Raw genomic sequence first — 25,695 nt, forward strand, 5'->3', positions numbered from 1 at the left:
TGTTTCCCCTGGCCTAAAAGGAGGAAGCTAATGCTCTTTATAAAAGATCAGGATGGTGAATATCATCCTGCACCGAAAAAGTTGATTCTCACTGAGGCGAATAAGCTCATGGGCTACCGGTTGCGACGCGGTGCCTTGATCCTCTCTTCAGAATGCGCGAAGGCTGTTATCGGCGGTAAGCTCCGTGGCAAACAGTGCGAAGTCTTTGCCTGTCTGTTTCTGGACGCACGTCACCGGGTTCTGGCATTCAAAGAGATGTTCACAGGTTCAATAAACCATGCAACAGTCCATCCCAGAGAGATCGTAAAAGAGGCCCTGCAACTCAACGCTGTGGCAATCATTCTGGCCCACAATCACCCTTCAGGTGGCAGTGAGCCGAGCAGTCAGGATATTTCACTGACTGCCACTCTGATAAATATTCTTAAAGTTGTAGATGTGCGGATCCTCGATCACCTGGTAGTTGGCGATGAGGTAACCGCGTTTTCAGATCTGGGACTTTTACCCGAAAATTAACTCACATCCCATATCAAGGGGCAGACATGTCCCTTGAAGGGAGTGGCCTGCCCCATTGATACCTATAAAAATCAAGGAGGCAGGTATGAACACGCTCAAAACTTTATCCAACGATCATATAATTTCTCTCGCCCCAGCTGCAGGAGCTCTCGAACCTATTCATGGAGTATCACCCAGGTATTCGTTTGTACCGACCTTAACAGCGGTCGATTTACTGCGCGATGCAGGATGGTTTCCAATCCATGCAGAACAAAGCACAGTTCGTAAGGCCAAGAGAGAAGGGTACCAGCGGCACCTCATCCGTTTTGCCAAAAACGGTTTATCCTTTGCTGGTGAACGGGTTGATCTGGTTCTCTATAATTCCCATGACTGTGGTTGTGCTTTTAAGCTGATAGCTTCGGTCTGGCGACAGGTCTGTAGCAATGGCCTCATGGTTTCATCCGAGTTTGCCAACTTCAGCCATAAGCATATTGGTTTTTCTCCGGATGATTTTATCCATTCGGCAGGTGAGATTGCCTCTGCAGCCGGAACCATTGCCGAGCGGGTCGACGAGATGAAAATAATCGAGATGACCCCTGACGAGCGAGGCGTATTCGCCCAGGCAGCGCACAGTTTGATGTATGATGAGCCCGAACAGGCCCCCGTGCAACCAAATCAATTGCTTGATGAAAGGCGCTACGACGACAAGGGCAAAGATCTTTGGACAACATTTAATGTGATCCAGGAAAATGTCATGCGTGGCGGTCTTAAAGGTCTTACCAGAGGTGGAAATGGCCGGCTGAGGAGAACAACAACACGACCGGTTAAAGCACTTGATCGAAATATCAAACTGAACCAGGCTCTGTGGTTTTTAACAGAGAAAATGGCTGAGCTGAAGAACGTCGAGGGGGATCTTTCGACTGTATCGGCTTAAACCGTCATTTATGCTAGCCGTCTCCTTCCGGGGACGGCTTTTTTTATTCTCATCTTACAGAGCATAGAAAAAGTAATGCTGAGTGTTTTGTGAAAAAATAACACATAACCCATGTTATAAATATGTTTTATGTAAATTGTTTTCATTATAACCAAATTTTGAATTGACAATATTGCTAGTAAAACATAGGATGATTGTGTGTTATCCAGGGCTAAATCAATTGAGTGCATATGAAACACGAAACGTTTTTCCGCAAACATCCGGTGTTCACAGGCGAAGAGTTCAACGATCATCTCGCAAGTCTTGGGAAAACAGGTCCCAGGACCAGAGAATCCTTGCTGAATTATCATAGGAATACCGGGCATGTCATTCTCATTCGAAGAGGATTATATGCGGTTATCCCAATAGGAGCCGATACAGATTCATATCCGGTTGATCCTTTTCTTGTTGCTGCCAAACTCACAGCAGATGCTGTACTGTCATACCACACGGCTTTAGAAGTGCACGGTTACGCCTACTCTATACGTGAGCATCTCACGTATTCAGCATCCCGCCCGGTTTCCCCAGTTACGTTTCGATCCCATGTTTTTCGAGGTGTCAGGTACCCCCAATCACTTTGTCGCGCAGAAAAGGTAGATTTCGGTGTTACCACTGTTGACCGCGCCGGTTTGGAAGTCAGGGTCACTTCCCTTGAGCGGACTTTGGTGGATGTCTTGGATCGGCCTGCTCTTTCAGGAAGCTGGGAAGAAATTTGGCGTTCCCTTGAAGCGATCGAATTCTTCGATCTCGAAAAAGTGGTCGAATATGCCCTTTTACTCGGTAATGCGACAACGATTGCTAAGGTTGGTTTTTATCTGGAACAGCATCGCGAATCGTTGATGGTTGAAGAGAGTCATCTGAAACCTCTTCGAGATCATCGCCCCAGGCAGCCACATTATCTGGACAGTTCCAACAGAAAATCAGGGAAGGTTGTCGGAGATTGGAACCTGGTGGTCCCTGTTGGTTTACTCAAGCGGACTTGGGGGGAAGTTCTATGAAAATATCTCATGAGAAACTGATAACTCAAGCGGAAGCAACAGGATTCAGACCGGATGTGCTTGAAAAGGTTGCCCACCTACTGGGTTTGCTCGAGGCTCTTGGCAGCCATCCTTTTTTAAAAGGCAAGCTGGCTCTCAAGGGTGGAACAGCTCTGAACCTTTTTATATTCAAGGTTCCCCGGCTTTCGGTTGATATCGATCTCAACTATGTGGGGGAGGAGGATCGTGAAGCCATGCTTGCCGAAAGACCCAGGATCGAGCAGGCTGTTCAGGCAGTATTTGCAAGGGAAGGATTCACTGTCAGGCGCATGCCGGAAGAACACGCCGGCGGAAAATGGTCCCTGCGTTACCAGAGTGCTGCAGGCCTTGGCGGCAATCTCGAAGTGGACCTCAACTTTATGTATCGGGTCCCATTGTGGCCCGTTAGGTTATCTGATTCGTACCCGGTCGGAACCTGGCAGGCTAACAAAATACCGGTAATCGATATCCATGAATTGGCGGCGGGAAAACTGGCGGCCTTGCTTGCACGCAGACAGGCAAGGGATCTGTTTGACAGTCATCGCATTTTGCATAAGGAAAATCTTGATCAGGCTCGGCTGCGCATTGCTTTTGTCGTGTACGGTGCCATGAACCGTAAAGACTGGCGAAAGGTTTCCGTCGAGGATGTGAATTTTGAAAACACAGAACTTGCTCGACAGTTAATCCCGACCTTGCGCGCCACTGAATTTTCAGAACAAGAATTAATCGATCAATATGGTGCACGCCTTGTTGAGGAGTGCCGACAGGCCCTGTCTGTTGTGCTTCCCTTCTCGGAAAAAGAAAAAGCATTTCTTGATCTGCTGCTTGAGCAGGGTGAAATTGACTCGACAATTCTGACTGCTGATTCGGATCTACAACAACGCATTCAAAGGCAGCCTCTTTTGGAGTGGAAGGCTGTGAATGTTCGAAAATATAAAGGGCTATAGTAATGAGAACAATATCTTAGCCGTATGTCCACAGGAAGGTAATAAAAACAAAGAAACCCTGACTACTAACCGGAAGAAATCAAGAAACAGCGTGTAAGAAGAAACAAAAAAAACGGGGGCTTATCTTGGTTCTCAAAGTTGATCAAGATCTCTCGGGACTAAATGGCTGTTGTTGCGATAGATTGGAGTGGTGTTGACTATTGCATTCGTTTGTCGAGTGGAGTTTTTTGAACGTCCATTTACTTAAATGTGCAAACTGTTGTAAACAGTTACACCAAATAAATGTTGTCTCTCAGATATATTGAGGCCTTATGAAACTGATCCATCCGTTTTTTCAAAAACTAAAACCTTCAATTGAGTATCTATGCAACGAGGTGATTATTGCTCAAGCATGGAAAAAAACCCATGCTTACATAAGGACTCACAACTGGTATGCAGACACTCTAGCCCTCGATATTTCAGCCCTTGGTCTTGAAGCAAATGCTATAAGTTGGGGGAAGCAAATTCGCGACCCCAATACTCTCCTTTATCCTCTTGAATTGATTCCAGCAGCCAAAAGTGAAGAGTGGACTGTTGACCCGAATAAAGGATGGATACCTAAATCCTCTGAAGAGCAGAAATGCGAACAACTATCAAAATGTTTGCAATTAGATGTAGCTGACTGTCCTAATGCCCCTATTGATCAATTTTGCAAAAAGAACAAAGAACAAGCACAGTCTCGAGAGGATAACCCGCCTCTTCGGCCATTGGCTCATTTAATGGTAAGAGATCAAACCTGGGCAACAGCAGCAATGCTTTGTCTTGCAGATGTTGTTGAAACAGCACAGGGCGACTGTAACGAAAATAATTTTCAAATTGCCAGATCTGAAAAAGTATACAGCTATGGGAATCGACTATTATGTGACTGGAGAGGAAGCAATGCATGGTTTAGGTGGGGTAACAGCCAAACCTACAGAAAGTTTTTCACAGATTATCAGAAATTTCTTAAACGACCGGCAGTTATAGGTCGTGAAATTGCTGACTCAATAGGTGAAGCAGATAGAGTCTATGTTGTCAGCCTTGATCTAAAGAAGTTTTACGACCATGTAGATATACAAGAATTGTCAGCTCGTCTTCAGGTGCTCTGCATTCGAAGTGGATACACTATTTGTGAAGAGTTTTGGAATACTTTTGAAAAGATAACTAATTGGCAATGGGATGACAAAGCTCTTACAAGGGCAAAAGGTTTAAATCTGACACTAGGAAAAGGTTTACCTCAAGGACTTGTTTCCTCAGGCTTCTTTGCCAATGCTTATATGATTGACTTCGATCAAAAAGTTGGGACATACATCCATAAATCAATACCTGATTCAGGTGGAATAGTTTTGCATGATTATTGCAGATATGTTGATGACTTACGCCTTGTGTTAAGTATTGATGACGAGGAATATTACGACCAAATTAGCGAAAAAGTTAACAAATGGATTACTAAACTCCTAGCTAAATATGCAGGTGAACATCTTCAGTTAAACACCAAAAAAACAAGCATCACAGCTCTATCTGATCTGGATAACTCTGGAAGCATTTCCGAGCGAATCAACCAACTACAGCATGACCTCAGTGGTCCTGTGGACCGTGATATCATTGATAGTTCACTGGGTGTCCTTGAGGGACTACTTAGTACCCCCAGTGAAGATTTATCAACAGTCACGCCAGAACATGATAAAGATCTGATCCGCGTAGTAAAATTTGATCATGACGTTCGGATAGATACGTTAAAACGTTTTGCTGCGAATAGGCTAGAAGTCCTTTTACGCAACAAGCGCAAAATGACTGAAAGTCTGCCTCATAAAGACAACCATAAAGGGAGCCCAAGCCCCATTGATAATGAAAGCGAACTTATCGCTAAGAAGCTTGTTTGGGCATGGATGAAAGACCCATCATTGGCTCTAGTTCTTAGAAAAGCGATTGAAATATATCCTTCACCTTCAATTTTGGAACCAGCCCTATCAGCAATATATAGACGTTGTAGCTTTGTTAAGCATAAAACAGAAGACAAAATCTCTTCTGCCATGGCAGACTATCTCTTAGCAGACATGTTCAGGTGCTGTTCTGAGTTTCATAGCTATTTCCAATACATTGACTACCCGCAAACTGCAGATCCCGAGGCAGTTTTTGCCGTTGCATACCAGTTTGCGCAGAAAGCAATAGCACATGGTGACGCTCTTCCTGTTTTCGTGAAAAGGCAGGCATTACTTCTTTTGGCTATTCTTCAAAAGCCAGCCCCGCTTGAACATGAAGAGGCCCAAGAAAATGATACCATGCAAGATAGCTTGCATAGAATTTTGGCTGGTAAGCAGCCGCACTGGCACCACCAACGTTTTGCGTTATATGAAGTGGCTGCTCAAATTACCAATACGCCAAATATTATTGCATCCTTTCTTATAGAGGCAACCGAACATCAAGAAGGCTCTGAGCAAAGAAAACTCATCGATGAATTGGCCAAAAGAGGTGGACCATTCTGGGAGTGTTTCTGGAAGAGATTAAAAAAATCGAAGATACCGAAGAGCCTTATAAATGAATACAAATGGGCAGCCCCGATTCTCCCGTCATCACCTCAAAAAGTTGCTCAGAGATTGTCTGTCCTTCTGTCATCGACCGATAATCCCTTTGTTCACGAATCAGCATTAATAAAGCTTGCATTGTCTTTGCTAAGAGCTTTGGAACAGAAAAATTTAACAGTTGATTTTTGCCCCTCACAGATCGAAGTTTCTCAAAAAGATTCAGGTGCTTGGGTGGATTGGGCGGAAGTTTGGCGTCCGGGTACGATCTTAACAAGTAGAGAAACATCTAGATCATACCCATACGATGAAAGATTTTCTCTTCCCAATTGGCTAAACGATACTCTTGATGCTAAAAAGCTATATTGGTTAGGGACCATCTTAAGGGCTGTCATCGTTGGGGCTGAAGATTTTACAGGAAACCGATGGAAGTCTTCAAAGAGCAAGGGTTACAGAGGTCTCAGAACTGGCTGGTATAAACGCCGAATGGGTATGATGCACGCGCCGGAAGCGTTGGTTGGTGATTACGCAACTATCTCCCAATGGACATCTGAGCTTCTAATGAAGTGCCTTCAGTGGCCTGGATTTGAATCAACACATATTTCACATGAAGAGATTAAAAACGTTGAAAGTGCTGTTGAGCTAATCAATGTATTAGAAAACCGCTTAGTAATTATTGACAATCTATACTGTCAAGCGACAGATCTTCCTGCACTGATCACTAGAGTGAAAAGGCCTGATATAAAGAAAGATAGGCCATTTCGACTTGTAACTGTTCAATCTTTACTACCTAAATCAGATTCTTTTTCAAAGGCTGACCCAACACTCTCCAACAAAAACACAAAAGCAAAAAATCGGGATCATTTGGCACGGGTGTGTCATATAACCTATAAGACCCTCCAGGCAAAACTAAAAACAGAAGAAGACGTGAGCCAAGAGCCATATCCGTGTTCTGATCTTATCATTTTTCCAGAAATATCCGTTCACCCTGATGATCAAGACATTTTGAAGAGATTGGCTGATAAAACAAAATCTATGATTTTAGCAGGTTTAGTTTTCTTAGATAATGAGGGGAAATTAGTCAACATTGCACGATGGTTCTTGCCTGATTATCGACAAACCGGCCGCCAATGGATGATTCGTGACCAAGGTAAAAAAAATTTAACAGCAAACGAAATAGGTCTTGGGGTAGAAAGCTATCGCCCCTGCCAACATATCATTGAAGTTGAGGGGGACACTGAAGGACCGTACAGAATCACAGGTGCTATTTGTTATGACTCTACTGACTTGAAATTAGCGTCGGACTTAAAAGGAAAAACTGATCTCTTTGTAGTTCTAGCACATAATAAAGATGTTAATACATTCGACGCCATGGCCACAGCTCTTCACTATCATATGTACCAACATATCGCTGTGGTCAACAAAGGTGAATTTGGTGGAACCACTATACAGGCTCCTTACAAACAACAATATGATCGTTTGATAAGCCACGTTCATGGTTCATCCCAGATTTCTATCAGTGTTTCTGACTTAGACCTGGCAGCGTTTGATAGAAAGATAACGAAATATAAAGAAGTGAAAACTCCTCCTGCAAACACAAAAATTGGGAAATGAAATAATGCCAGAACCATGGTTGGCACCTGAACAAGGCCAGATAGTAAAGTTACGCCATAAAATATGGGCTGTTACCGCAGTGAACAGAACTGCTGCTAAGTCCAATAATAGCATCCACCGCGTATCTTTAGAGTGCCTAAGCGACGACGCCCTAGGAGATAATATTCAGGTTATCTGGGAACGTGAGATCGCTCCAAGGTTGGTTGAATCAACGTCCCTCCCCAGTCTTACAGCAACTGATTCTCCAGAACTGTTCGAGTCCTTTATCCGTTCGTTACAATGGGGAGCTAGTTCCCTTGCGGTTGGGGATATGCTGCAAGCTCCATTTCGGGGTGGTGTGCAAATGGAGGAGTATCAACTTGCGCCAGTAATCAGGGCAACCAAGATGCCACGTGTACGTCTTCTACTAGCAGATGATGTTGGTCTCGGTAAAACTATTGAGGCAGGGCTCGTTACTCAAGAACTTATTCATAGCCACCGAGCTAGTCGCGTCCTTATTGTTTGCCCGGCACACCTTAAGCTGAAGTGGGTCGACGAAATGGCAGAGAAATTTGGTCTCGAATTTAAAATTATCGACCGAGCTGCCGTACTGAAGATGAGGAAGGAATATGGCCCCTCCATTAACCCTTGGGCAAGCTTTCCACGACTTGTCACATCAATCGATTACCTAAAAAAAGAGCACCCTCGTCGTTTATTTGACGAGTTCACTCGTAGAAAACTTGAGGAAAGCCCAAACAACCGCCCCTGGGATTTGCTGATTTTAGATGAAGCCCACAACGCTGCTCCTTCTGGCAAGAAACACTATGTCAGAGATTCGGAAAGAACGTCTTTACTACGTTCAACAACAGAACAGTTTGAACATAAGTTGTTTTTAACTGCAACACCTCACAACGGTCATACTGCAAGTTTCACGGGTTTGCTTGAAATTCTTGATAACCTACGTTTTTCACGAGGTACAGACCTTGATAAAGCTCAGCTTTCCGCAGTAACCATTCGACGTTTAAAGGAAGAAATTACAAACCCTGACGGTACCCTTCGCTTTCCGAAAAGAATTATATTTCCACGAAATGAAAATTTAGATCCGCAGCTCTATGTTGAGCTGAAGAGCGATGAACAACGCCTTTTCGATCTGTTGAGAGAATACACAACCAGTCGCTTAGCAACAGCTGACAAACGCTCGGAAAGACCATTACAGTTCATCCTTACTTTGTTGAAAAAGAGAACTCTGTCATCTCCTCTGGCGTTACGAGAAAGCCTCATTGTCCATACCAACAATGCAGGACTTAAAGACGAACTGGAAATTGGTGATTCTCTCTTTAACAGTTTTGAACAGAAAGATGCTGAAGATTGGAGTGACGACGATGAGAAAGAAGATAACTTAGAAGCTGCTACAAGCGCTGCTTCCAAACTCATCACTCATCTGAGTAATGAAGAAAAAGCCATTCTTCAAGAGATGTTTAAAATTGTCGATGAGCAGGTCAATCATTACTCAGTAAAAGCCGATAGTAAAGCTGCCGCTCTGATTGCTTGGATCGATTCAAACCTTCGAACAGATGGTGATTGGAATGGTGAACGAGTAATTATCTTCACAGAGTACAAACACACACTCAACTACTTAGAACGTATTCTTGAAAAATACGACTACCGTGATGCCACAAGAGTCATCATTGGTGGAATGAATGATAGTGAACGCCAGAAAATCAATGATGAGTTTCAGGCACCTAGCAGCCAAACCAATGTAAGAATTTTACTCGCTACCGATGCCGCATCTGAAGGTGCTGACTTCCAAAAATATTGCCGCAATCTTATTCATTATGAAATTCCTTGGAATCCAATACGGCTCGAACAACGAAATGGACGTATCGATCGACATGGTCAAAATGCAGACGAAGTTCGTGTCCATCATTTTGTGTTTAAAAATCAGGAGGATTCTGAGTTCCTAAAGCATATCGTCGATAAAGTAGAAACAATTAGACATGACCTTGGGAGTGTCGGGGCATTGATTGCCGATAACGTGCGAAGAAAAGCATTAGGCCAAGTTGTAGATCTGGAAGAGATTGAGAGGAATACTCGTAGAAAAATGGCTCGCGAGGAAATGGCTCTTGAGGCCAGTGAAAATGAAAATGTAGCCAATATGATCGAAGCTTTAAACAAGGCACGCCTCGCATTGGATATTTCAGACGAGAACCAGCTGCAGTTACTCACACAAGCCTTAAATATAGAAGGCTGTGATGATGCTATCGCACAACTAGAAGATGGTGATTTTGTAATACGGTCAGTGCCAATCGCCTGGACTGAGTGCAAAGTTTACTTGAGTAATGATTATCTGCTCAAAAGACTCTCCTTTAACCGCACGAACGCAAGAGCGACTGATTCTGTAGGGATTGTCCATCTCGATCACCCATTAATGCGAAGGGCTATATCAACATTTCGTATACAAATGTGGGGTGTGAATGCTTCAAGGAACAAGATCAATAGAGTGTCTATAACAGAATCAACAGATATAAAAAGCCCAGTTGTTATTGCATATGGTCGTCTTGTTTTACTGGGATCGGAGCATAATAGGTTGCATGAAGGTCTAGTGCGCTGTCAGCTAAGCATTAGTAATGGAGCACTGGTTGACTGCGCAGACTTGCCTATGCTGAAGAAAGAGATTTTTTCCGGTGATATTGATAGCGTCAGAAGTTTAATTGAACCTCATATGCAAAAAATTAACGAAGACCTCGAGCTTTCCGGTAAGAGACATGCTGAGGAGCTTATTGAAACGTTGAAGAGCCGAGGAGAAGTAGCCAGAAAACATGCTCAAAGTCTTGCAACCGAGCGAATAACCGCGATACGAAAAGCTATTAAGGATTGGACAAAGCGTTTTGATAATAAACAGTTGATGTTGTGGCCTACGGAAGAACAGGAACAACGTGAACAAGACCTCATTGCTCTTCAAGAAAGACAAAAACAACTAGAGCAGGAACGTGCAACAGAGCCTAAACGACAGAGCAATTTATATAAAGCGACAGACAAGAGAATGTATCCAGTTGCATTGGAAATTATCCTGCCAAAGGAGAACAACTGATGGCGACCAATAAGCGCGTTGCGAATCGGCAACATCGCTGGTTGTCCAGCGTAGAAATTACCGGTGTTGTATTAAGCGAACCTGTACTTGCAGATGCGGGTAACTTCCGTTCGCTCGATAAAAAAGAAATAGCAGAATTCAGAAAGCAAAGAGAGATCTGGAATCTCCCCAAAGGAATGGTGGAAGGTGATGGTCAACCAGCTTGGCTAAACTTTATTTTAGAGGACTTCTTAGGACTTAAAGATAAAGACTATTGGCAGGTAGGCGCTGCTATTCCTGCGAATATGGTTGTGAATTTGTCAGAGCACCAGGAGGTATTGCGGCCCAATCGTATCTTAATAGATGACGGTCAACCTGTGATGCTAGTACTGGAAGTACCCAGAGAACAGTCACTTGATAGAACATGGCTTCAGGCGCAAGGGCGTTGGAAAGCATCGCCTACAACAAAACTTGATCGGTTATTGCGAGAGACGAAAGTAGAGTTAGGCCTGCTCACCAATGGTGAAGCATGGCGTTTGGTTGTGGCATCACCGTCAGAAACTACCTCTTGGTTAACGTGGACAGCTCATACCTGGAATGATGATATTCTTACCCTCGCAGCCTTTAAAAACTTGCTGGGAGAAACCCGTTTTTTTGCAGGACCTCGTGAAGAAGTAATCTTAGAACTGATCAAGCAAAGTCGAGAGAGGCAGTTAGATGTTGCAGATCAACTCGGTAACCAGGTACGTGAAGCACTACAGCTATTAGTGCATGACCTGGATCGCGTTGATGCAGATCTAGATGGTGAGTATTTAAAAGACTATACAGAATCAGAAATTTTTGAATCTACGGTCGCTTTCATAATGCGACTGATATTTACTCTTTATGCAGAAGAGAACGGTTTACTGCCGCATGGTAATGTAGCTTATGATCGCGCCTATGGTGTACTCCACCTGCTCACAGAACTTGAAGAGACCAAGCGGTTATCGCCCGACAAATTAAAGCATTCTTATTCTGCTTATGCCAGATTATTAGCCAGCACCCAACTTTTACATGATGGCAGTATCGACCCTGATATCCGAATAGCTGCGCATGGTGGTCAGCTATTTGATCCAAACCGCTATCCATTGCTCGATGGTCGGACTAAAGCTGGTGTTTGGGCAACTGAGGAGCCAGAGCCGCCGAAGGTTCGGGATTCCGTCGTTCGTGATGTATTGCGTAGTCTCAAATACGCAAAGGCAGAAGGTGTACGCCAAATTGTCAGTTACCGTACCCTAGCAGTTGAACAGATTGGTCATATGTACGAGGGGTTGCTGGATCGCCGTGCTGCCCGAGCGCCTAGTCATGAGGCTCTACTCTTGTTGCAAGGTGGACCAACAATCAAAGAGCCTGACCCTATCGCCGCTAGAACGTTCAGTGGATTAGATCAGGTCGTACTCATTAAGGCCATAGCAAAACTCACAAGCAAAACGGCGAATACGATTAGAACAGTTTTAGAACGTGAAGAAAATCGTCATAATCTACCCGACCTTGGGACAGATGATGTTGAATTATTGGAAATCGCAACTCCAGTTATTCGATTTATAAAGAAATTAGGAATTGTGCGCCCAGGTGGCTTATATATTACCCAAGGGCAAGATCGCCGATCGAGTGGAGCACACTACACTCCTCCCACACTTACAGAGCCAGTGGTTCGTCGTACTCTTGAGCATCAGGTTTATGTAAATGTTAAAGGAAAACCTGGGTTGCTCGTCGAGCCCAAACTCATCAAATCACCAGAGGAAATTTTAAGTCTCAAGGTTTGTGACCCTGCAATGGGATCGGGTGCATTCTTGGTCCAAGCAACACGATATTTGGCTAATAGATTAGTCGATGCTTGGGAGAGTGTGTCGACCAAACAGCCTGATGATGTTTTAACCATGCCTTTTGCACAGCCATCAAAGGGTAATGCAAGTGAAAACCTCATGCCTGATTCTCGAGAGGAGCGTATTGTGTTTGCTCGACGTTATGTGGCAGAGCGCTGTATTTACGGTGTGGATATGAATCGTTTGGCAGTTGAGATGGCCAAGCTGTCACTTTGGCTTACAACGCTTTCCAACGATCGACCGTTTACTTTTGTTGATCATGCTCTCAAGCATGGTAATTCATTAGTAGGCCTCACTCCTAAGCAGATTGAAGAATTTACCTGGAAGTCTATGGATGGAGAATTTGGTCCACTTTTCACGAGCAAATCGAATAGTGATGTTAAAGAGGTAGAGCAACATCGTGAAGAAATACATAACATTCCAGATCATGATTTTATAGGAAAAGAGAAGGAAAATCGAATTGCAGAGAAATCTATAGAAACAATTCGCAGGAAGGCAACTGTTGCTATCGCAGCTTTTTTTAATGGTGCAAAACAGACAGAGCGTGAAAGCAATTTAGTCAGTTATCGTTATTGGCTGGAGCGGATAGATAAAGACAATAAAGCAAAGGCGGAAATTCTAAAGATCGTATATGACCTTACTTCAGGTGACAATCCTGTCATACCTTTCTGTTGGGGAATAGAGTTCCCTGAAGTGTTTAGTAGACGTGCAAGTGGATTTGACGCTATAGTTGGCAATCCGCCATTCCTTGGTGGAAAAAGAATTAGTACAGAGTTAGGGAAGCCATTTGCTGTTTGGTCTTCTGGTTACTCTGGAATGAATGGTAATGCAGATTTAGCTGCAAGATTCTTTAGAAGGGCTTTTGATTTAATAAATAGTAAAGGTTCAATTGGGTTTGTTTCTACAAATTCAATATCACAGGGAGATACCAGGCGAGGGGGGCTCCGTTATATTTGCAATAATGGTGGAACTATTTATCATGCAGATAAACGTGTTAAATGGCCTGGCCAAGCCGCTGTAATAGTGAGTATAGTTTGTATATCCAAAAAAGAACTAGTAGTGAAATATCTTGATGATAAGCGTGTGAAGAATATCACTGCATTTTTGTTTCATCAAGGTAGCTCTGATGACCCATACAAACTTGCACAAAATGCTGATCTAGGCTTTGTTGGCTGCGACATAAAAGGACAAGGCTTTTTGTTTGATGACAATGATGAACTTGCGTCTCCTCGAAAGTTAGCTGATGAGCTAATTACCAATAACCCTAAGAATAAAGAATGCATATATGATTATATGAGCGGTGAAGAAATTAATGACTCATATAATCATAAACCTATACGGAAAATAATATTTTTTGGGGACAAATCTTTAGAGGAAGCACGGTTATGGCCTGACCTAATTGATATTGTAGAGAAAAAAGTGAAATCAGAAAGGCAGTCTAAAAGTAAAGATCTTGCTAACTGGGACTGGTGGAGGTTTTGGAGGAACCGAAACAAACTAAGATCAAAAATTTCTAACCTTGAGAAAGTTATTGCTATTTCTAGAGTGAGCCAATGGGGCGCGATGGCTATGGTTTCTCCAAAACCAATCTACTCAGAGGCAGTAGTTATAATAGCTTTAGAGGACACTGCCTCATTTGCAATATTGCAATCAAATATTCACGGAATTTGGAGCAGGTTTTTTAGCTCATCCATGAAAGATGATTTAAGATACAGTGTCGAAGATTGTCTTGAGACATTTCCATTCCCAGACAAATGGCAACAAAATAAATTATTAAAGGATATCGGTGAAAAATTCTTAATTGCACGACAGTCTTATATGCAAGAGATTTCATGTGGTCTTACTCAATTCTATAATAGAATCAACTCTCCAGAAGAGAATAGCAAGAAAATAAGCGCATTAAGAAGTCTAATTCAAGAAATTGATACGGCAGTAATTCAATCATATGGATGGGATGACATTCAATTGAGTTATGACTTTATTGAAGAATACAAGGTCCAGAACGGTAAAAAGAAAGCATGGAGATATCGCTGGCCCGATGATATTAGAGATGAAGTTTTAGGGCGGCTTTTATTTCGAAATTCCCAGTTATACAAGGATCAGTTAGAAGCTAAAATGTAATATGAATTGAAGTAGTCACGACTTGACCTGACAGTTACCAGATTTTTAAAGGTGGTAACTGTCAGGTCAGTATGAATATGGGACTAAAATATTTTTTGTTTTTAATATTTCAAAATGTTGGGCCATTATTTTGCTAGGGTCGCCTTGCATTCTAACTCCCATTTCGATATTACGATCCAAAGCATACATGGTGAGATTAGCCGAAGTTACCAACGCGTCTCGCCTGTCCGAAACGAGTACTTTGGCATGTAACTTCAAATGTTGATCATTTGAAGGGATTTTCCAGGTGAGAAGTAGAGGCAAAGGCAAATCTTTTGGCCAAAGTGATAAGAGAGTTTCCCGGTTGTTTTTACCGTAACCTTTCTCTCCTTTATCCAGTACTAATGTCACTTTAACGTTTCGAGTGACCGCTTGTGCAATCTGCTCAACGATATCATTTATTATACCCTCAGAGTCTTCCTTACCCGCCAACCAATAACCAACAACGAGTAGTTCTGTTTTCGAAGAAGCGATGATATCTTGAACTACTTGGCGGGTCGCTCGCAGATAGGAACCATCGACTTTAGGGCCCGACCAGACTACTTCTGTTTGAGTTGCCTCACGTTCAACTAAAAAAATAGCCTCTTTTATTGAAGAGAGCTGCAAGGCAAAACTATCATTATTTTGTTTGTGTAGATACTCGCTCCAGCATTTAATGAGATTTGTCAATGCCTTTTGGACTGTAGTACGCCCTGCTGCTAGCTTTGCGATACTGGCAGAACCAGATAGGTGGAATATTTCACCGTTTTGAACAGCGAAAATGACCTCATCAATCACACCGGCATTCATCAGCTGCCGAACATTTTGTGCGAGCACTTTTGCTGTGCTTTCTGTTGTTCCCGTGATCATCACTATTTATTTAAAATATGCCATGTCGTCATATGCCATAGTAGGAACGAGAAAGTTACGATCAAGAAAACGGTTAAACGCTTCGCAAGAGGTTTCAGGAGCTAATAGGCAAGCATGACAGGCGGCACCATTTATCGTGGCATGTACATCTGGTTGATGATCGGCGCAAAGAGGGTCGGACGAACATCGCTTGGCATTTTGTAGAGCACTGTGGGCCAAGTTCGGGAAGCGCTCCTTAGTTCCAAGATCGACCAAACCACCCAAGCTCCCTTCTGAATCAGCACTTGCTGTATACAACAAGATACCTGCCATTCTCTTTTCGGGGTCAGTGTTGCAGTTACTGTAGATTCGTTCTCGAACAGATGATTCTGAATACCCACAATCTAAGGCAAGTTGACGCATCAGGACATGTGATAAGCTATGCAGCAATAGATAGCGAGCACCAGGGAAATCGTCAGCATCAACTCCACGTTCTGTTGCCCATTCTTGGTACTTTTGCTTAATGGCAGCAGTACGTTTCTGTACGGCAGGTTGGGTTTCCCAGCTATTCAGAGCCTCTTCCTTCAACTCTATAAATATACCTTCACCACGTACTTCTACTGCAGGCAGCCAATCTTGGCGTTCTTTGTAGATAGGTGCACGGGACGCTCCTATGCCATCATCATCCATACCAGAAGCATAATCTATTCGCGTAAAACTGGTGAGAGCTCTTACTTCCAGCAGCTTACGTGCCAAGACAATACGGTCTACCTTATCAACTAAAAAGTCAGGGACTTCACCAGCCTCTAAAAAGAAATCTGACTGATCGCCTTGATTACTTGCTGCAATATCTCTAAATGCATTCCATTCAGGCAGACGCAAATCAATCTCATCAGTTTCGATTTCTCCACGTTCTTTCAGTAAGGTTTGATAAATATCCTCTGGTTTGAACCCAACAAGTGAAGGGAACATTTCCATATCCAGCATGAGCTGTAATTTTTCGGGGGTATCAATTTTTTCAATCTGATGTTGAGGGCATTTTTTTAGAGCTTGACCAATAGGGCTGGCAGCTTCTTTGATTGATAGTGCGCTACGAACCATAGGAAACCAGCCATTTGTGGCACCTCGCTGGATTGCCCGTACCTGTCCAGCATGTGCACACGTTTTTGAATCTTTATTCTTAATTCCGAGCCATGGGCGTTTGCGTGTGCATTCACCTAGAACCAAACTTCTATTTTCGCCAAACGCATCACTCACACTTCTTTTTTTACCACAAGTGCAGTAGATCCAGATATCTGACACCGATCCTGTATTTCCTGAATACACTAGGCGCATACGTTGATTACACCTCGGATTCTCCTCTTTGTGGACGTAAACACGCCAGGGGAAGTCATCAATGTGTCCGCTTGGGCAGGCTACGACAAAAGGGGCCGGAACAGTGGGAGCACGAAATCTCCCTCGGCCTTTGCAGTTGGGAGCTTTACATTCCATCTCCTGCATCTTTTCATTGTACTCAACAAGTCCTTCACTAGGCTCAGAAAGCGTAGCGCATTCAGGATGCGTACACACCTGATAGCGGGGAAACAAAAACGTAGGCACAGTGCCCCGTTTAGAAAAATAATTGCCACTTGCAGGTTCGGCAGAGAAAAATCGTTTGACTCTAAGTGCTCTCTGGAGGCGAGGTTCGTGGATAGCTTGATCTTCATCCAATCTCCAGCCATCAATGCCCGCTACAATGACTGATAAGGTTTGGAGATCTACAATCGCCCCAGGGCCAAAAGTTGTGATTACCTGGCTTGGGCGCACATCACCAATAGCTCTTTTACTCGTCATTGTATTATTCCTCTTCACTCAAATAAAAAGCAGCCGTTGGCTCAACTTCTCGTAATGAACCGGGCGTAGCCCATTGCCCTTCGTTATCAGTACCTGATGTTTTTAGCAGTACTCTTGAATTATTGGGTGGTTTTTCACCACTTTTCAGCCACGAATATCTCAAGAGATCACTAGCGTAATGTGCCCAATCATCTCGGCTTGACATGAGCCGATCTTTTACAAGCTGTGCATCTTTTTTGCCAACGACTGCCGCAGCTCGTAGTGTTACATCGTCAATCATGAGGTTAGTTTCATTAGATGCAGGATCAAAATTTTGTGCATGTACCTCACGCGACATGTTTTGACCTTTTAATCGTTGCATTGCAGCAAAGGTGCCCCGCAACCCGCGATCAAGTGCACGTGAGGAAAACGGTGTCACACTGATTGCTTCTACATAGCGATAGAGTGCAGCGTGGTATGCTCTAAAGTGTTCGTAATGTGAAAGATCACGTGGGCCAAGCCAGTTGTACATAGTTATGACCAGGCCCGGATGTTTACGACCAACCCGGCTGGTTGCCTGGATGTACTCGGCAGTACTCTTAGGTTGACCTGTAACTACCATCAAACCCAGGCGGTCAATATCGACCCCGACTGATATCATATTGGTGGCAAGTAAAACATCAACAGGGTGTTGTTTACCTTTTTCTCTCGGGAACTTGATATCTAATTTTTTCAAAAGACCTGGGATTTTCCACGAGTCGAGACGGCTTGTGAGTTCCTCTGGATCGTTTATATAGCGTTGAGGCAGACCACGTTGACGATGCAGATATCTGAGTCGCTTCTTGATATCATCCTCAACCAGTCGACGTGCGCCACCCAGTGCTCGAAGACTATTGAAATACCCTACAATGGTCGCATATGGATCTGCGGCTTGAGAATCTCTGGTGATTTCGGCTTCACCTGCTGCGAGCAATGCAGCATACACCCTTACCAATAAGGTTTTGGTACTTGATCCTGGCGCATTTAGCCCGACATAGAGTCGCCCTGCGGTCTTATCGTCATCAAGTTTTATTTCCTGTTCTTTCGCAAAAAAAGAATCTTTTGAAGAGAGCCCACTTGGAGGGAAAATTGCCAAATCTCGATTGTAAAGCTGCCGAATCTGTTCACGAGCTCGGCGAATTGTTGCTGTTGAGGCAATTATTTTAGCGGGTACGGTTACACCTGTTTCAATTTCGACCCTTGTTATGAAGTCTATAGCAGTTTCATACAAGCCTACCATCGTGCCCAGCGGACCTGAAATCAAATGAAGTTCATCTTGAATAATTAATTCAGGAGGAACAAGCCGGTTAGCTGGTTGGTCATCTTTTACTACGCGTTGGTTAGGTTTGTCTCCATGGCCAGGAGTGAGGTGTCCATATGTGGGGCTGTAGCGATCTCGTAAACCAAACAGACCTTGTGTCTCGCCTTTGAACGGCATTCGAGCAAATTTATCTACTGTGGCAATAACTAAAGAGGGGCATGCGCGGTAGATTTCATCATCCACGACTACGACAGGTAATCCTTCGTTATTTGACTTTCGAGCGCAGAATTCACATTTGGGATTTGGACAGCGAATAATGGTTTTTAGCCTAGCATTATCAAAATGATAGGTTTGATTTTCCGGTTTGCCTTGAGGTGTAACCAAGGAAGTACCACAACGAGGGCAGGAAACCAGTTGTACAGGGCTTCCATCCTTTGGCTTTTTCCCATCGTTCAAATCCTCTAGAGCCTTGCCGGAAGCTTTTGCATCATTTGGCGTAGTGGCTTTACCAACCCATAATCCGATCTTAAAAGGCTCGTTCCCCCATTTTCCTGGATCGCTCTTTCTCACCAACTCACAGGAACATATGAGTGCGGTGGCCCGCTGAAACTGTTGTACAGTCAAGAGGCGCAAAGTGTAGCGCATGATTATTGCGACACCCGCACTGGAATCTAGTCCGCCGATATCTCCACGCAAGCGGCGATAGGCCAGAGTAAAAGCAGCTAAGCCAAGGTAAGCTTCAGTTTTACCACCACCAGTAGGGAACCAGAGAAGATCGACGAGTTCTCTGTCTTTCGCTACATTTTCTCCTGGGTTGGGTTTGTTCACCATACTGGAAATATTGAGCAGGATGAAACCCATCTGGAATGGTCGCCACGTTCGGTTATACCACTCATCGTGGTCGCTGGAGTTACCTACAATTTCACCGGTGTCTCTGTTGTGGTCAGCCCATATTGCATGGATACGTTGATCCCACATAACGTGGTTTGCAAATAAGAATGCCTCAAAAGCTATACCTTCATCTCTTATGAGTTTAAGGCCTTCACGCATTCGGTGTGCCGCATCTTCACATGCCTCAATGAGTACTTTAGTTGTATCCTGGTTCTCTGGGCTAGAGGTGAATGGTGTTCCTTTTGCTTCTTGTTTTCGATCTGTAACCCACTTTTCATAAGAAATAAGGAGTGGCTCTATTGCATTGAAAACCGCATTTGGCGTTGTACTCTTACTGAGTTGAAACATATCCAGATTGAGATCAGCAATATCGCCACTTTGGGCAATCAAGCTGGGAACCTCAAAATTAGGAATGAAATCAGTGGAAATGTTACTTACTTTATCTCCAGCTGAATTAAGACCATCCCATTTTGTAGCAACCCCATGACCAGTTGCAAATTCTTTTGCATCACGGTAGAGGATGTTGGCGGTGGCGATTTCTGGATCTTTTGAGATATCTTTGTCGAAATCTTTTGCGATGAAGATAGGCGATTGATTCTCTGAAAAAAATTCCAGTGTTGGCTGCATTAACCATTGCTGATCTTTTGTCCTGTCAGAATCATCCCCCTTCGGTCGTCTATTCACAAGAAAAAGGCTAATAGCTTTAGCCCCATCAATGTGATGAACTACACCTTCCAAGAATACTTGACCGTCTCCATCACCATCTTCACCAGGGGCCCTAAAACCATATGGTGTAATTGTGACTGTCGATGGTGCATTGGATATTGATAATGGTATTGGTGTGATTTTTCCTATATTGCTAATAGGAATATTTTCAATCAAAATCATACGTTGATATCGTTGCCAGTAGATTCCTCCACCTTCTACTTCATCTTTTTCGCGACGATAATCGCCCCACATCACTTTAGCGTTTATCGACTCAATGTTTTTAGAGACGAGAAAAGATAGTCCCATTGAAGATGGGTTGAAACCTACAATGAGTGGCGGTTGAGGCTCGTACTCACCAGCCTCGTCATCATCACTTCCGCTTGCAAGCGGATCATTTTCCATCTCAGGTATTTCAGACTTTAAGGGAGCAAGGCGTCCAATAACATAGCGTGTGGTAGGGAACTCTGTAATAGTCTCATCTTCTGATGTTGGTCCCATTAATTCTCTTTGCAGAGCATCAAGAATTCGAGATCGTGATTCGCGCTTGCTACTATCAGGCATAAGCTTGTTCCTTATGTTCTCGTTTTTGTGCGGCTGGACCTTTCCCCGTGCCAGGGTGAGCATGATGCTTGCCGACTAGTTCCATGTATTTTTCGGGGACAGCTTTGGGGATTTCAGGAGCAGGACACTCATCTCTTTTTTCTGGGATAAGCCTTAGCTTTTTCCGGACTTTCTCGCCAAAAAATTGACGTCGGATTTCTAAACCAAAAAGTTCACCAATAGCTGGTGGAACAGCGTTGCCGATTTGCTTGTGTGCGGCTCTTCGGTCGCCGGCGAATTTATAACCATCAGGAAATGTTTGCAGTCGAGCAAGTTCTTGTACTGATAACAATCTTCCTTTCCAGTGAAACGGACCAGTCGCTGGTCCTGGTTGGGCTTGAATTGTCCAGCTAGGTTGATTCTTTGCAAGCTTTAAAAGAAAAGACCAAAATCGTGTTCTCCAGCCAAACAATGGCAGTCCACCAAGTTTTTCGGTATGCCACAGATAATTCTGCCCTTCAGGGATTGTTGGTAACAGTTCGCCCCATTTTCCAGAAGGGTTAAGATCCTCAGGCCATTTATCGAAATCTAGATCCCCAATGGCATCCCACGCAGTTGTATGGGACTTGTGCTTTTTTATGTTATCAGCCGGCGGGAAATGGGTTGGTTCTGGTAGTGTAAACTGTTTACCTTCCCTGTTTGCTATAATAAACACCCGCTCACGCGATTGTGGTACACCGTAATCTGCAGCATCGAGTGTGATCACGTGTGGTTGATAGTTAACCTTTGCTTCCTGGTTAATCTGGTTTAACTCGTCTTTGAGGAGCTTTAGACCTTCATCCTTTTTCGTATATGCAATTCCTTTGACATTTTCGAGAAGAATAACTTCAGGCAAAGCTATGTGCACTATGTCAAGATAAGCTTTGAGTGTTTTGGCGCGAGGATCGATCAGACGTTCAGTATCACCTGTCACCCAATACCCTGATTTGGAGAAAGGTTGGCAAGGTGGCCCTCCAGCCAGAAGGATAAGCTCTTTGGGTTTTAAACCTGACTGATTGAGTAGCTCTGAAGGGCTTACGGCATGTATATCAGCTGGTTGCAATAATTTCCATTTTTGGTGGTTGAGTGAGAGGGTCTGCTGTGCAAGTTCATCAATTTCCACACAAAGTTTATTGCTGAAGCCAGCTTTGGCGAGCCCGAGATCCAGGCCGCCAGCACCGCTAAACAGAGAGATCATCGTTTTTCTTTTTTTGCTAGTCACGCCCATCTCTCTCTTATTTTTTCAAAAACTCATTAGCATTTACTGCCAAAAGCTCTCAAGACGTATAAATTGGTTCAAAATAGACACTTGTAATGATGCCAAGTTGTATCTTGATCAGTGTGTCTTAATTTATCAGATTGTCTCACCATGTACTCAACAGAATACCAAAAAAAGTTACAATTAGCTCATATTACAATATTAGCTGTTCGATTGACATCTTTGGGAAGAGTGGTAAGCATAATACTAAGTATGTGCCTGAGAATTTCTGCGTCCATCAATGGGAGGCATCATGGCAGTTGGAACAATCAGTATAATCGCAGGATTGGTTCTCCTGGTCCTTTTAAGCTTGTTTTTCAAGGATGAGGAGGAAACTGATCAAAAAGAAGGGCTTCATGGAGTAGACCGGGATGGCTTGAGCGGCACTGATGCGTCTGATGATCCGGGTTTGGCTCATTTACCCGGTAACTCATACCATTACAGTTGGTCAGCAAATCATTCTGACCAAGAATAAAAAGGCTCTTTTTCCGCCTTCCCAATGAGATTTGAACTCATCTATTTTTTCTCGAATACACTGCCTTTCCAAAAATCTTCATCGTTTGTTGGTGCGGCAGAAGCTGCATCACCATGAATGACCCTGCCGGAAGGCAGAACGATTCCTCCATCTTGTTTCTGTGGTTCAACGAGATTGCCTTCGTAATAAAAAGAGGGATTCCTGTAGAAATCGTGAGTTGGTCTCGGGGGTGCACCTTGGTTCAAGCCGGCCATGTCTTTCACCAGGTCTCCTGCAGTCGTATGAATCCCGCCTTGGCCTGATTCTTCAGTACGATTTCTGTTGCGAATGTCGTGGGCTGTATCAGTGACAGAAGCTGCATTAGGATTGTCCATTGGAATGTCTGATTGTGGATTTGCGAGAGTGCCATCTTTGATACCATAGGTTTTTGATCCGGCAACACTCGCAGCTATTCCAACATTTTGCTTAAAATCCGGATTCTGGACGTGATCTCTTGTGCCGGCAATGGTATTGCCTACTGTATCGGCAGTGCTTCCCCAACCATAGCCATGACCACTGACAAAGCCGGTAACGATGGCTTTCATATTGCCCACGCCCTGACTCCCCTGTTGTGTCAGAAAGTGATTGAAGTCGCTTATAGTTCGCCGAATGTTCTCAGGTGATTCGTTTCCATAGCGTTCTGTGGCGTAATTTCTGATGAGGGCGGTGGTGAGATCTGCTCCGTATGACTCAGTTGAGCTTTGCATTTCCCTTGCATCGCTCAGATATGAGTAAGCTTCAGTAGCTCCAACCTGTTTTGCCAGTTTGGTCATATAATCGAGGCTTTTGGAATCCTGCAAGGTTTGTTGAAGAGATTCTGAACGTACCTGGGCCGCAGTATTTTCAAAAGCTCTGGCAGTTTCTTCAGAAACGTTGAAGTTTACAGCCTCGTTATTGTTGCCAACAACGGCAATTTGACCATTACCACTGAGTATTCTCTTAAATCCAGATCCTACTGTGGCTTGGAATTGTGCGCGTGTAGTTTCATCCATAGAGTGAACAAAACTGGACTTATCGCTCATTGCTCGCTTCCAGTTCTCTCGAGTCGCATTATCGAGTCGAGTTGTGAAAGCACTGGCTTCACTGCTGGTCAGGCTGGCCCTTTTCGCTGCATCCATAGCCAGTTGCCAATTCTGACTCTTGCCAAGACTGTTTGAAGCAGCGACAATCTGTTGCTGTTGGGCCATGGCACCAACGTTGACGGGATTTAGGCCATTGACTGCTGCGTGGGTTGTCTGGTGGTTTCCTGAACTGTCGACCGAGTAGGCGGCTCGGCCTTCTGCCATGGTGTCAACGGCGACTCCTTCGCCACCAGCGCCGGTGGTAGTGGTTGTCGTGGAACCGTCAGGGTTGACGGTTTCTGATTTTGTTCTGGTGGTACTGCCATCCGGACCGGTTGAAACTTCGACAGGACCTGAGCCTGTCCCCGCACTTACCCTTGCCGAAGCCATCATGGTGGCCATTTCACCGTCTGATGTCCCCGGAGGTATCTGTCCGGATTCCTGCAGGGAGTTTTTCGCGTTCATGGCAGCGGTATATCCACCAACTGAGCGGTGGGTGCTCCAGGCCTGTGCCGCTGACATGTTGGAAAACCGGTGCTCCGGCATACCGGCAAGGAGTCCGGCCGCACGCACCTGCTGGTTTATGGCTGCAGACGTACCTTCCGGGGTGAGCAATTGCCCGGCTTGTGCGCCTGCGGATTGCACTATTCTGCTGAGGTTGCCGGCAAGCATGGCCAGGGCATGGCCGCCGAAGCGAATAAGCATCATGGAGAAAAAACTTGCTAGCATAATACCCGCTGAGCGAATCACTCCAAACATTGACAGCAACTTGATGGAGATGGTCGGAAAGGCAGCCATGGCATAGACACCGAGACTCGATTGCCGCATGTCCTCAAAGGCGTAGGATGCATAATCCATGGCCGCTCCATGGATCACGGTATCGGTTATTCCCCAGGTGGTAAGGAAAACGAAAAAGCCGAACATCACCGACAAAGCTTTGCCGACAACAGGGGTGAAGAGAAAGAGGACCAGAAAGGGAATAACTCCGATGGCAATGGCGGTCATGACTGCCCGAATGATTGGGATCCACTCGTTCATGGTGAGGCCGATGCCGAGGCCGGTGGAGGTGATTTTACGGTTGCTTTCCATGAGCATGGACGTCTCGTAATCGTCCTGGAAATAAAAGTTGTAGAGGATTTCGGCAATCTGGCGTTGCTGAATGATTTTTTCCGGAGTGGTGGCGGTGCCGGTGGTAAAATTCAGGGTACTGGTGAGCAGTGTTTTGCAGGTGTTGAGTTCAACCGCATTGGCTGGATCAAAGTATGCCTTGCTGCACACCTTCTTTATTGCTTCATCGTAGTTAGTGGGGTTGGCATAAATAGGCTGTAAGCTACTCCAGGCATCGGTGCAGGTGACATTGGTCCCTTCCGGGTGAATAGAATCATAATAGACGGTATAGACTGCCGGATTGACCGCGGAACTGAGGTTGTCCAGGAAATCCGATGTGTTGTTGCGCAGATCGTCCAAGGATAGCGTTGTACCGGGACGGAGGAGTTCAAATGTCACGCAATCTTTGACATAGCGGATCATACTTGTCCTGGCATAGTTGTTCTTTGGAGCTGAACCTTTCACGGACTCCAGAGCCTTGAAGCCAATGCCGCCTGCTGTTGTCTGGTACTGGGCATCAGGTGCGGCAGCGGTATTGATGATATCGACCATGCCCCTTTCTATCTTATTGAGAAAGCCTGCGGTAAATACCACAGCATCGGGCACCTGGCCTATGGTCTGGAAGCGGTTTAATACCGGATCGTAGACGGTGATATTTCCTTTGGGGACAAACAGGGCCAGGTAGAGAACAGCTCCGAAGAATACCGGTACTGCCCACACCAGGGGAATAACACGTGCCCCGGTGGCAGCTTTTGCCAACCAGGCAGCAACCCCGGCGATAAGTCCCAGCACCATGATAACAAAGAGCAGGCCCTGATAAGCGGAATCACTGAAAATCAGGGCAATCTTGGTAAAGGCCTGGGTGATCGGGTTAAAGCCGCCGTAGGTATAGTATTCCATATCCAAGGCTAAGGCAGGCCCGGCTAAAAGCAGGAACAAGCAGGTAAAGCTTAAGATGATGAGTGTGAGTTTTCTCATAAA

General features: G+C 44.6%; 13 protein-coding genes. 8 read left to right on the plus strand and 5 right to left on the minus strand.

Annotation, left to right across the window (positions count from 1 at the left end; genetic code table 11):
• The first annotated feature begins 30 nt into the window (after window positions 1-30).
• The 7 genes from FCL48_RS12470 (at window position 31) to FCL48_RS12500 (ending at window position 14,617) form a co-directional block, all read left to right on the plus strand.
• Complete coding sequence (locus FCL48_RS12470; protein WP_136872608.1) at window positions 31-513, plus strand: JAB domain-containing protein; 483 nt, start codon at window positions 31-33, stop codon at window positions 511-513.
• Between the two features lie 85 nt (window positions 514-598).
• On the plus strand, window positions 599-1,426 hold the full coding sequence (locus FCL48_RS12475; RefSeq protein ID WP_136872609.1) for a DUF932 domain-containing protein: 828 nt from the start codon (window positions 599-601) through the stop codon (window positions 1,424-1,426).
• A gap of 230 nt (window positions 1,427-1,656) precedes the next feature.
• Window positions 1,657-2,463 (plus strand): transcriptional regulator, encoded by an 807-nt coding sequence (locus FCL48_RS12480; protein ID WP_136872610.1) that lies wholly within the window; start codon window positions 1,657-1,659, stop codon window positions 2,461-2,463.
• Window positions 2,460-3,428, plus strand: a complete 969-nt coding sequence (locus tag FCL48_RS12485) for a nucleotidyl transferase AbiEii/AbiGii toxin family protein (RefSeq protein ID WP_136872611.1) — start codon at window positions 2,460-2,462, stop codon at window positions 3,426-3,428. The genes FCL48_RS12480 and FCL48_RS12485 overlap by 4 nt, the downstream gene beginning before the upstream one ends.
• A 311-nt stretch (window positions 3,429-3,739) precedes the next feature.
• Window positions 3,740-7,582 (plus strand): reverse transcriptase domain-containing protein, encoded by a 3,843-nt coding sequence (locus FCL48_RS12490; RefSeq protein ID WP_136872612.1) that lies wholly within the window; start codon window positions 3,740-3,742, stop codon window positions 7,580-7,582.
• Between the two features lie 4 nt (window positions 7,583-7,586).
• Complete coding sequence (gene drmD / locus FCL48_RS12495; protein WP_136872613.1) at window positions 7,587-10,652, plus strand: DISARM system SNF2-like helicase DrmD; 3,066 nt, start codon at window positions 7,587-7,589, stop codon at window positions 10,650-10,652.
• Entirely contained in the window at window positions 10,652-14,617 is a 3,966-nt protein-coding gene (locus FCL48_RS12500; RefSeq protein ID WP_136872614.1) for a DNA methyltransferase, read from the plus strand. The genes drmD and FCL48_RS12500 overlap by 1 nt, the downstream gene beginning before the upstream one ends.
• 66 nt (window positions 14,618-14,683) lie before the next feature.
• On the opposite strand, the gene drmC is transcribed toward FCL48_RS12500, so the two are convergent.
• The 4 genes from drmC to FCL48_RS12520 are packed head-to-tail and all read right to left on the minus strand — an operon-like array spanning window position 14,684 to window position 22,002.
• Window positions 14,684-15,505 carry a DISARM system phospholipase D-like protein DrmC gene (gene drmC, locus FCL48_RS12505; protein WP_136872615.1) on the minus strand — a complete coding sequence of 274 codons (822 nt, stop codon included), beginning with the start codon at window positions 15,503-15,505 and terminating at the stop codon, window positions 14,684-14,686.
• 6 nt (window positions 15,506-15,511) lie between these two features.
• Complete coding sequence (drmB, locus tag FCL48_RS12510; protein WP_136872616.1) at window positions 15,512-17,317, minus strand: DUF1998 domain-containing protein; 1,806 nt, start codon at window positions 17,315-17,317, stop codon at window positions 15,512-15,514.
• A gap of 4 nt (window positions 17,318-17,321) precedes the next feature.
• A complete protein-coding gene (gene drmA, locus FCL48_RS12515) occupies window positions 17,322-20,756 on the minus strand; it encodes a DISARM system helicase DrmA (protein ID WP_205747707.1) in 3,435 nt (1,144 codons plus the stop codon).
• Window positions 20,749-22,002 (minus strand): DNA cytosine methyltransferase, encoded by a 1,254-nt coding sequence (locus tag FCL48_RS12520; RefSeq protein ID WP_205747708.1) that lies wholly within the window; start codon window positions 22,000-22,002, stop codon window positions 20,749-20,751. The genes drmA and FCL48_RS12520 overlap by 8 nt, the downstream gene beginning before the upstream one ends.
• Before the next feature lie 283 nt (window positions 22,003-22,285).
• Here FCL48_RS12520 and FCL48_RS12525 point away from each other — a divergent pair, with 283 nt between their 5' ends.
• Window positions 22,286-22,507 (plus strand): hypothetical protein, encoded by a 222-nt coding sequence (locus FCL48_RS12525; RefSeq protein WP_136872617.1) that lies wholly within the window; start codon window positions 22,286-22,288, stop codon window positions 22,505-22,507.
• 41 nt (window positions 22,508-22,548) lie between these two features.
• Here the strand turns inward: FCL48_RS12525 and FCL48_RS12530 are convergent, their stop codons facing one another.
• Entirely contained in the window at window positions 22,549-25,692 is a 3,144-nt protein-coding gene (locus FCL48_RS12530) for a conjugal transfer protein TraG N-terminal domain-containing protein (RefSeq protein WP_169309198.1), read from the minus strand.
• Window positions 25,693-25,695 lie beyond the last annotated feature (3 nt).

It is taken from the genome of Desulforhopalus sp. IMCC35007, assembly GCF_005116575.1.
Lineage (GTDB): Bacteria > Desulfobacterota > Desulfobulbia > Desulfobulbales > Desulfocapsaceae > Desulforhopalus_A.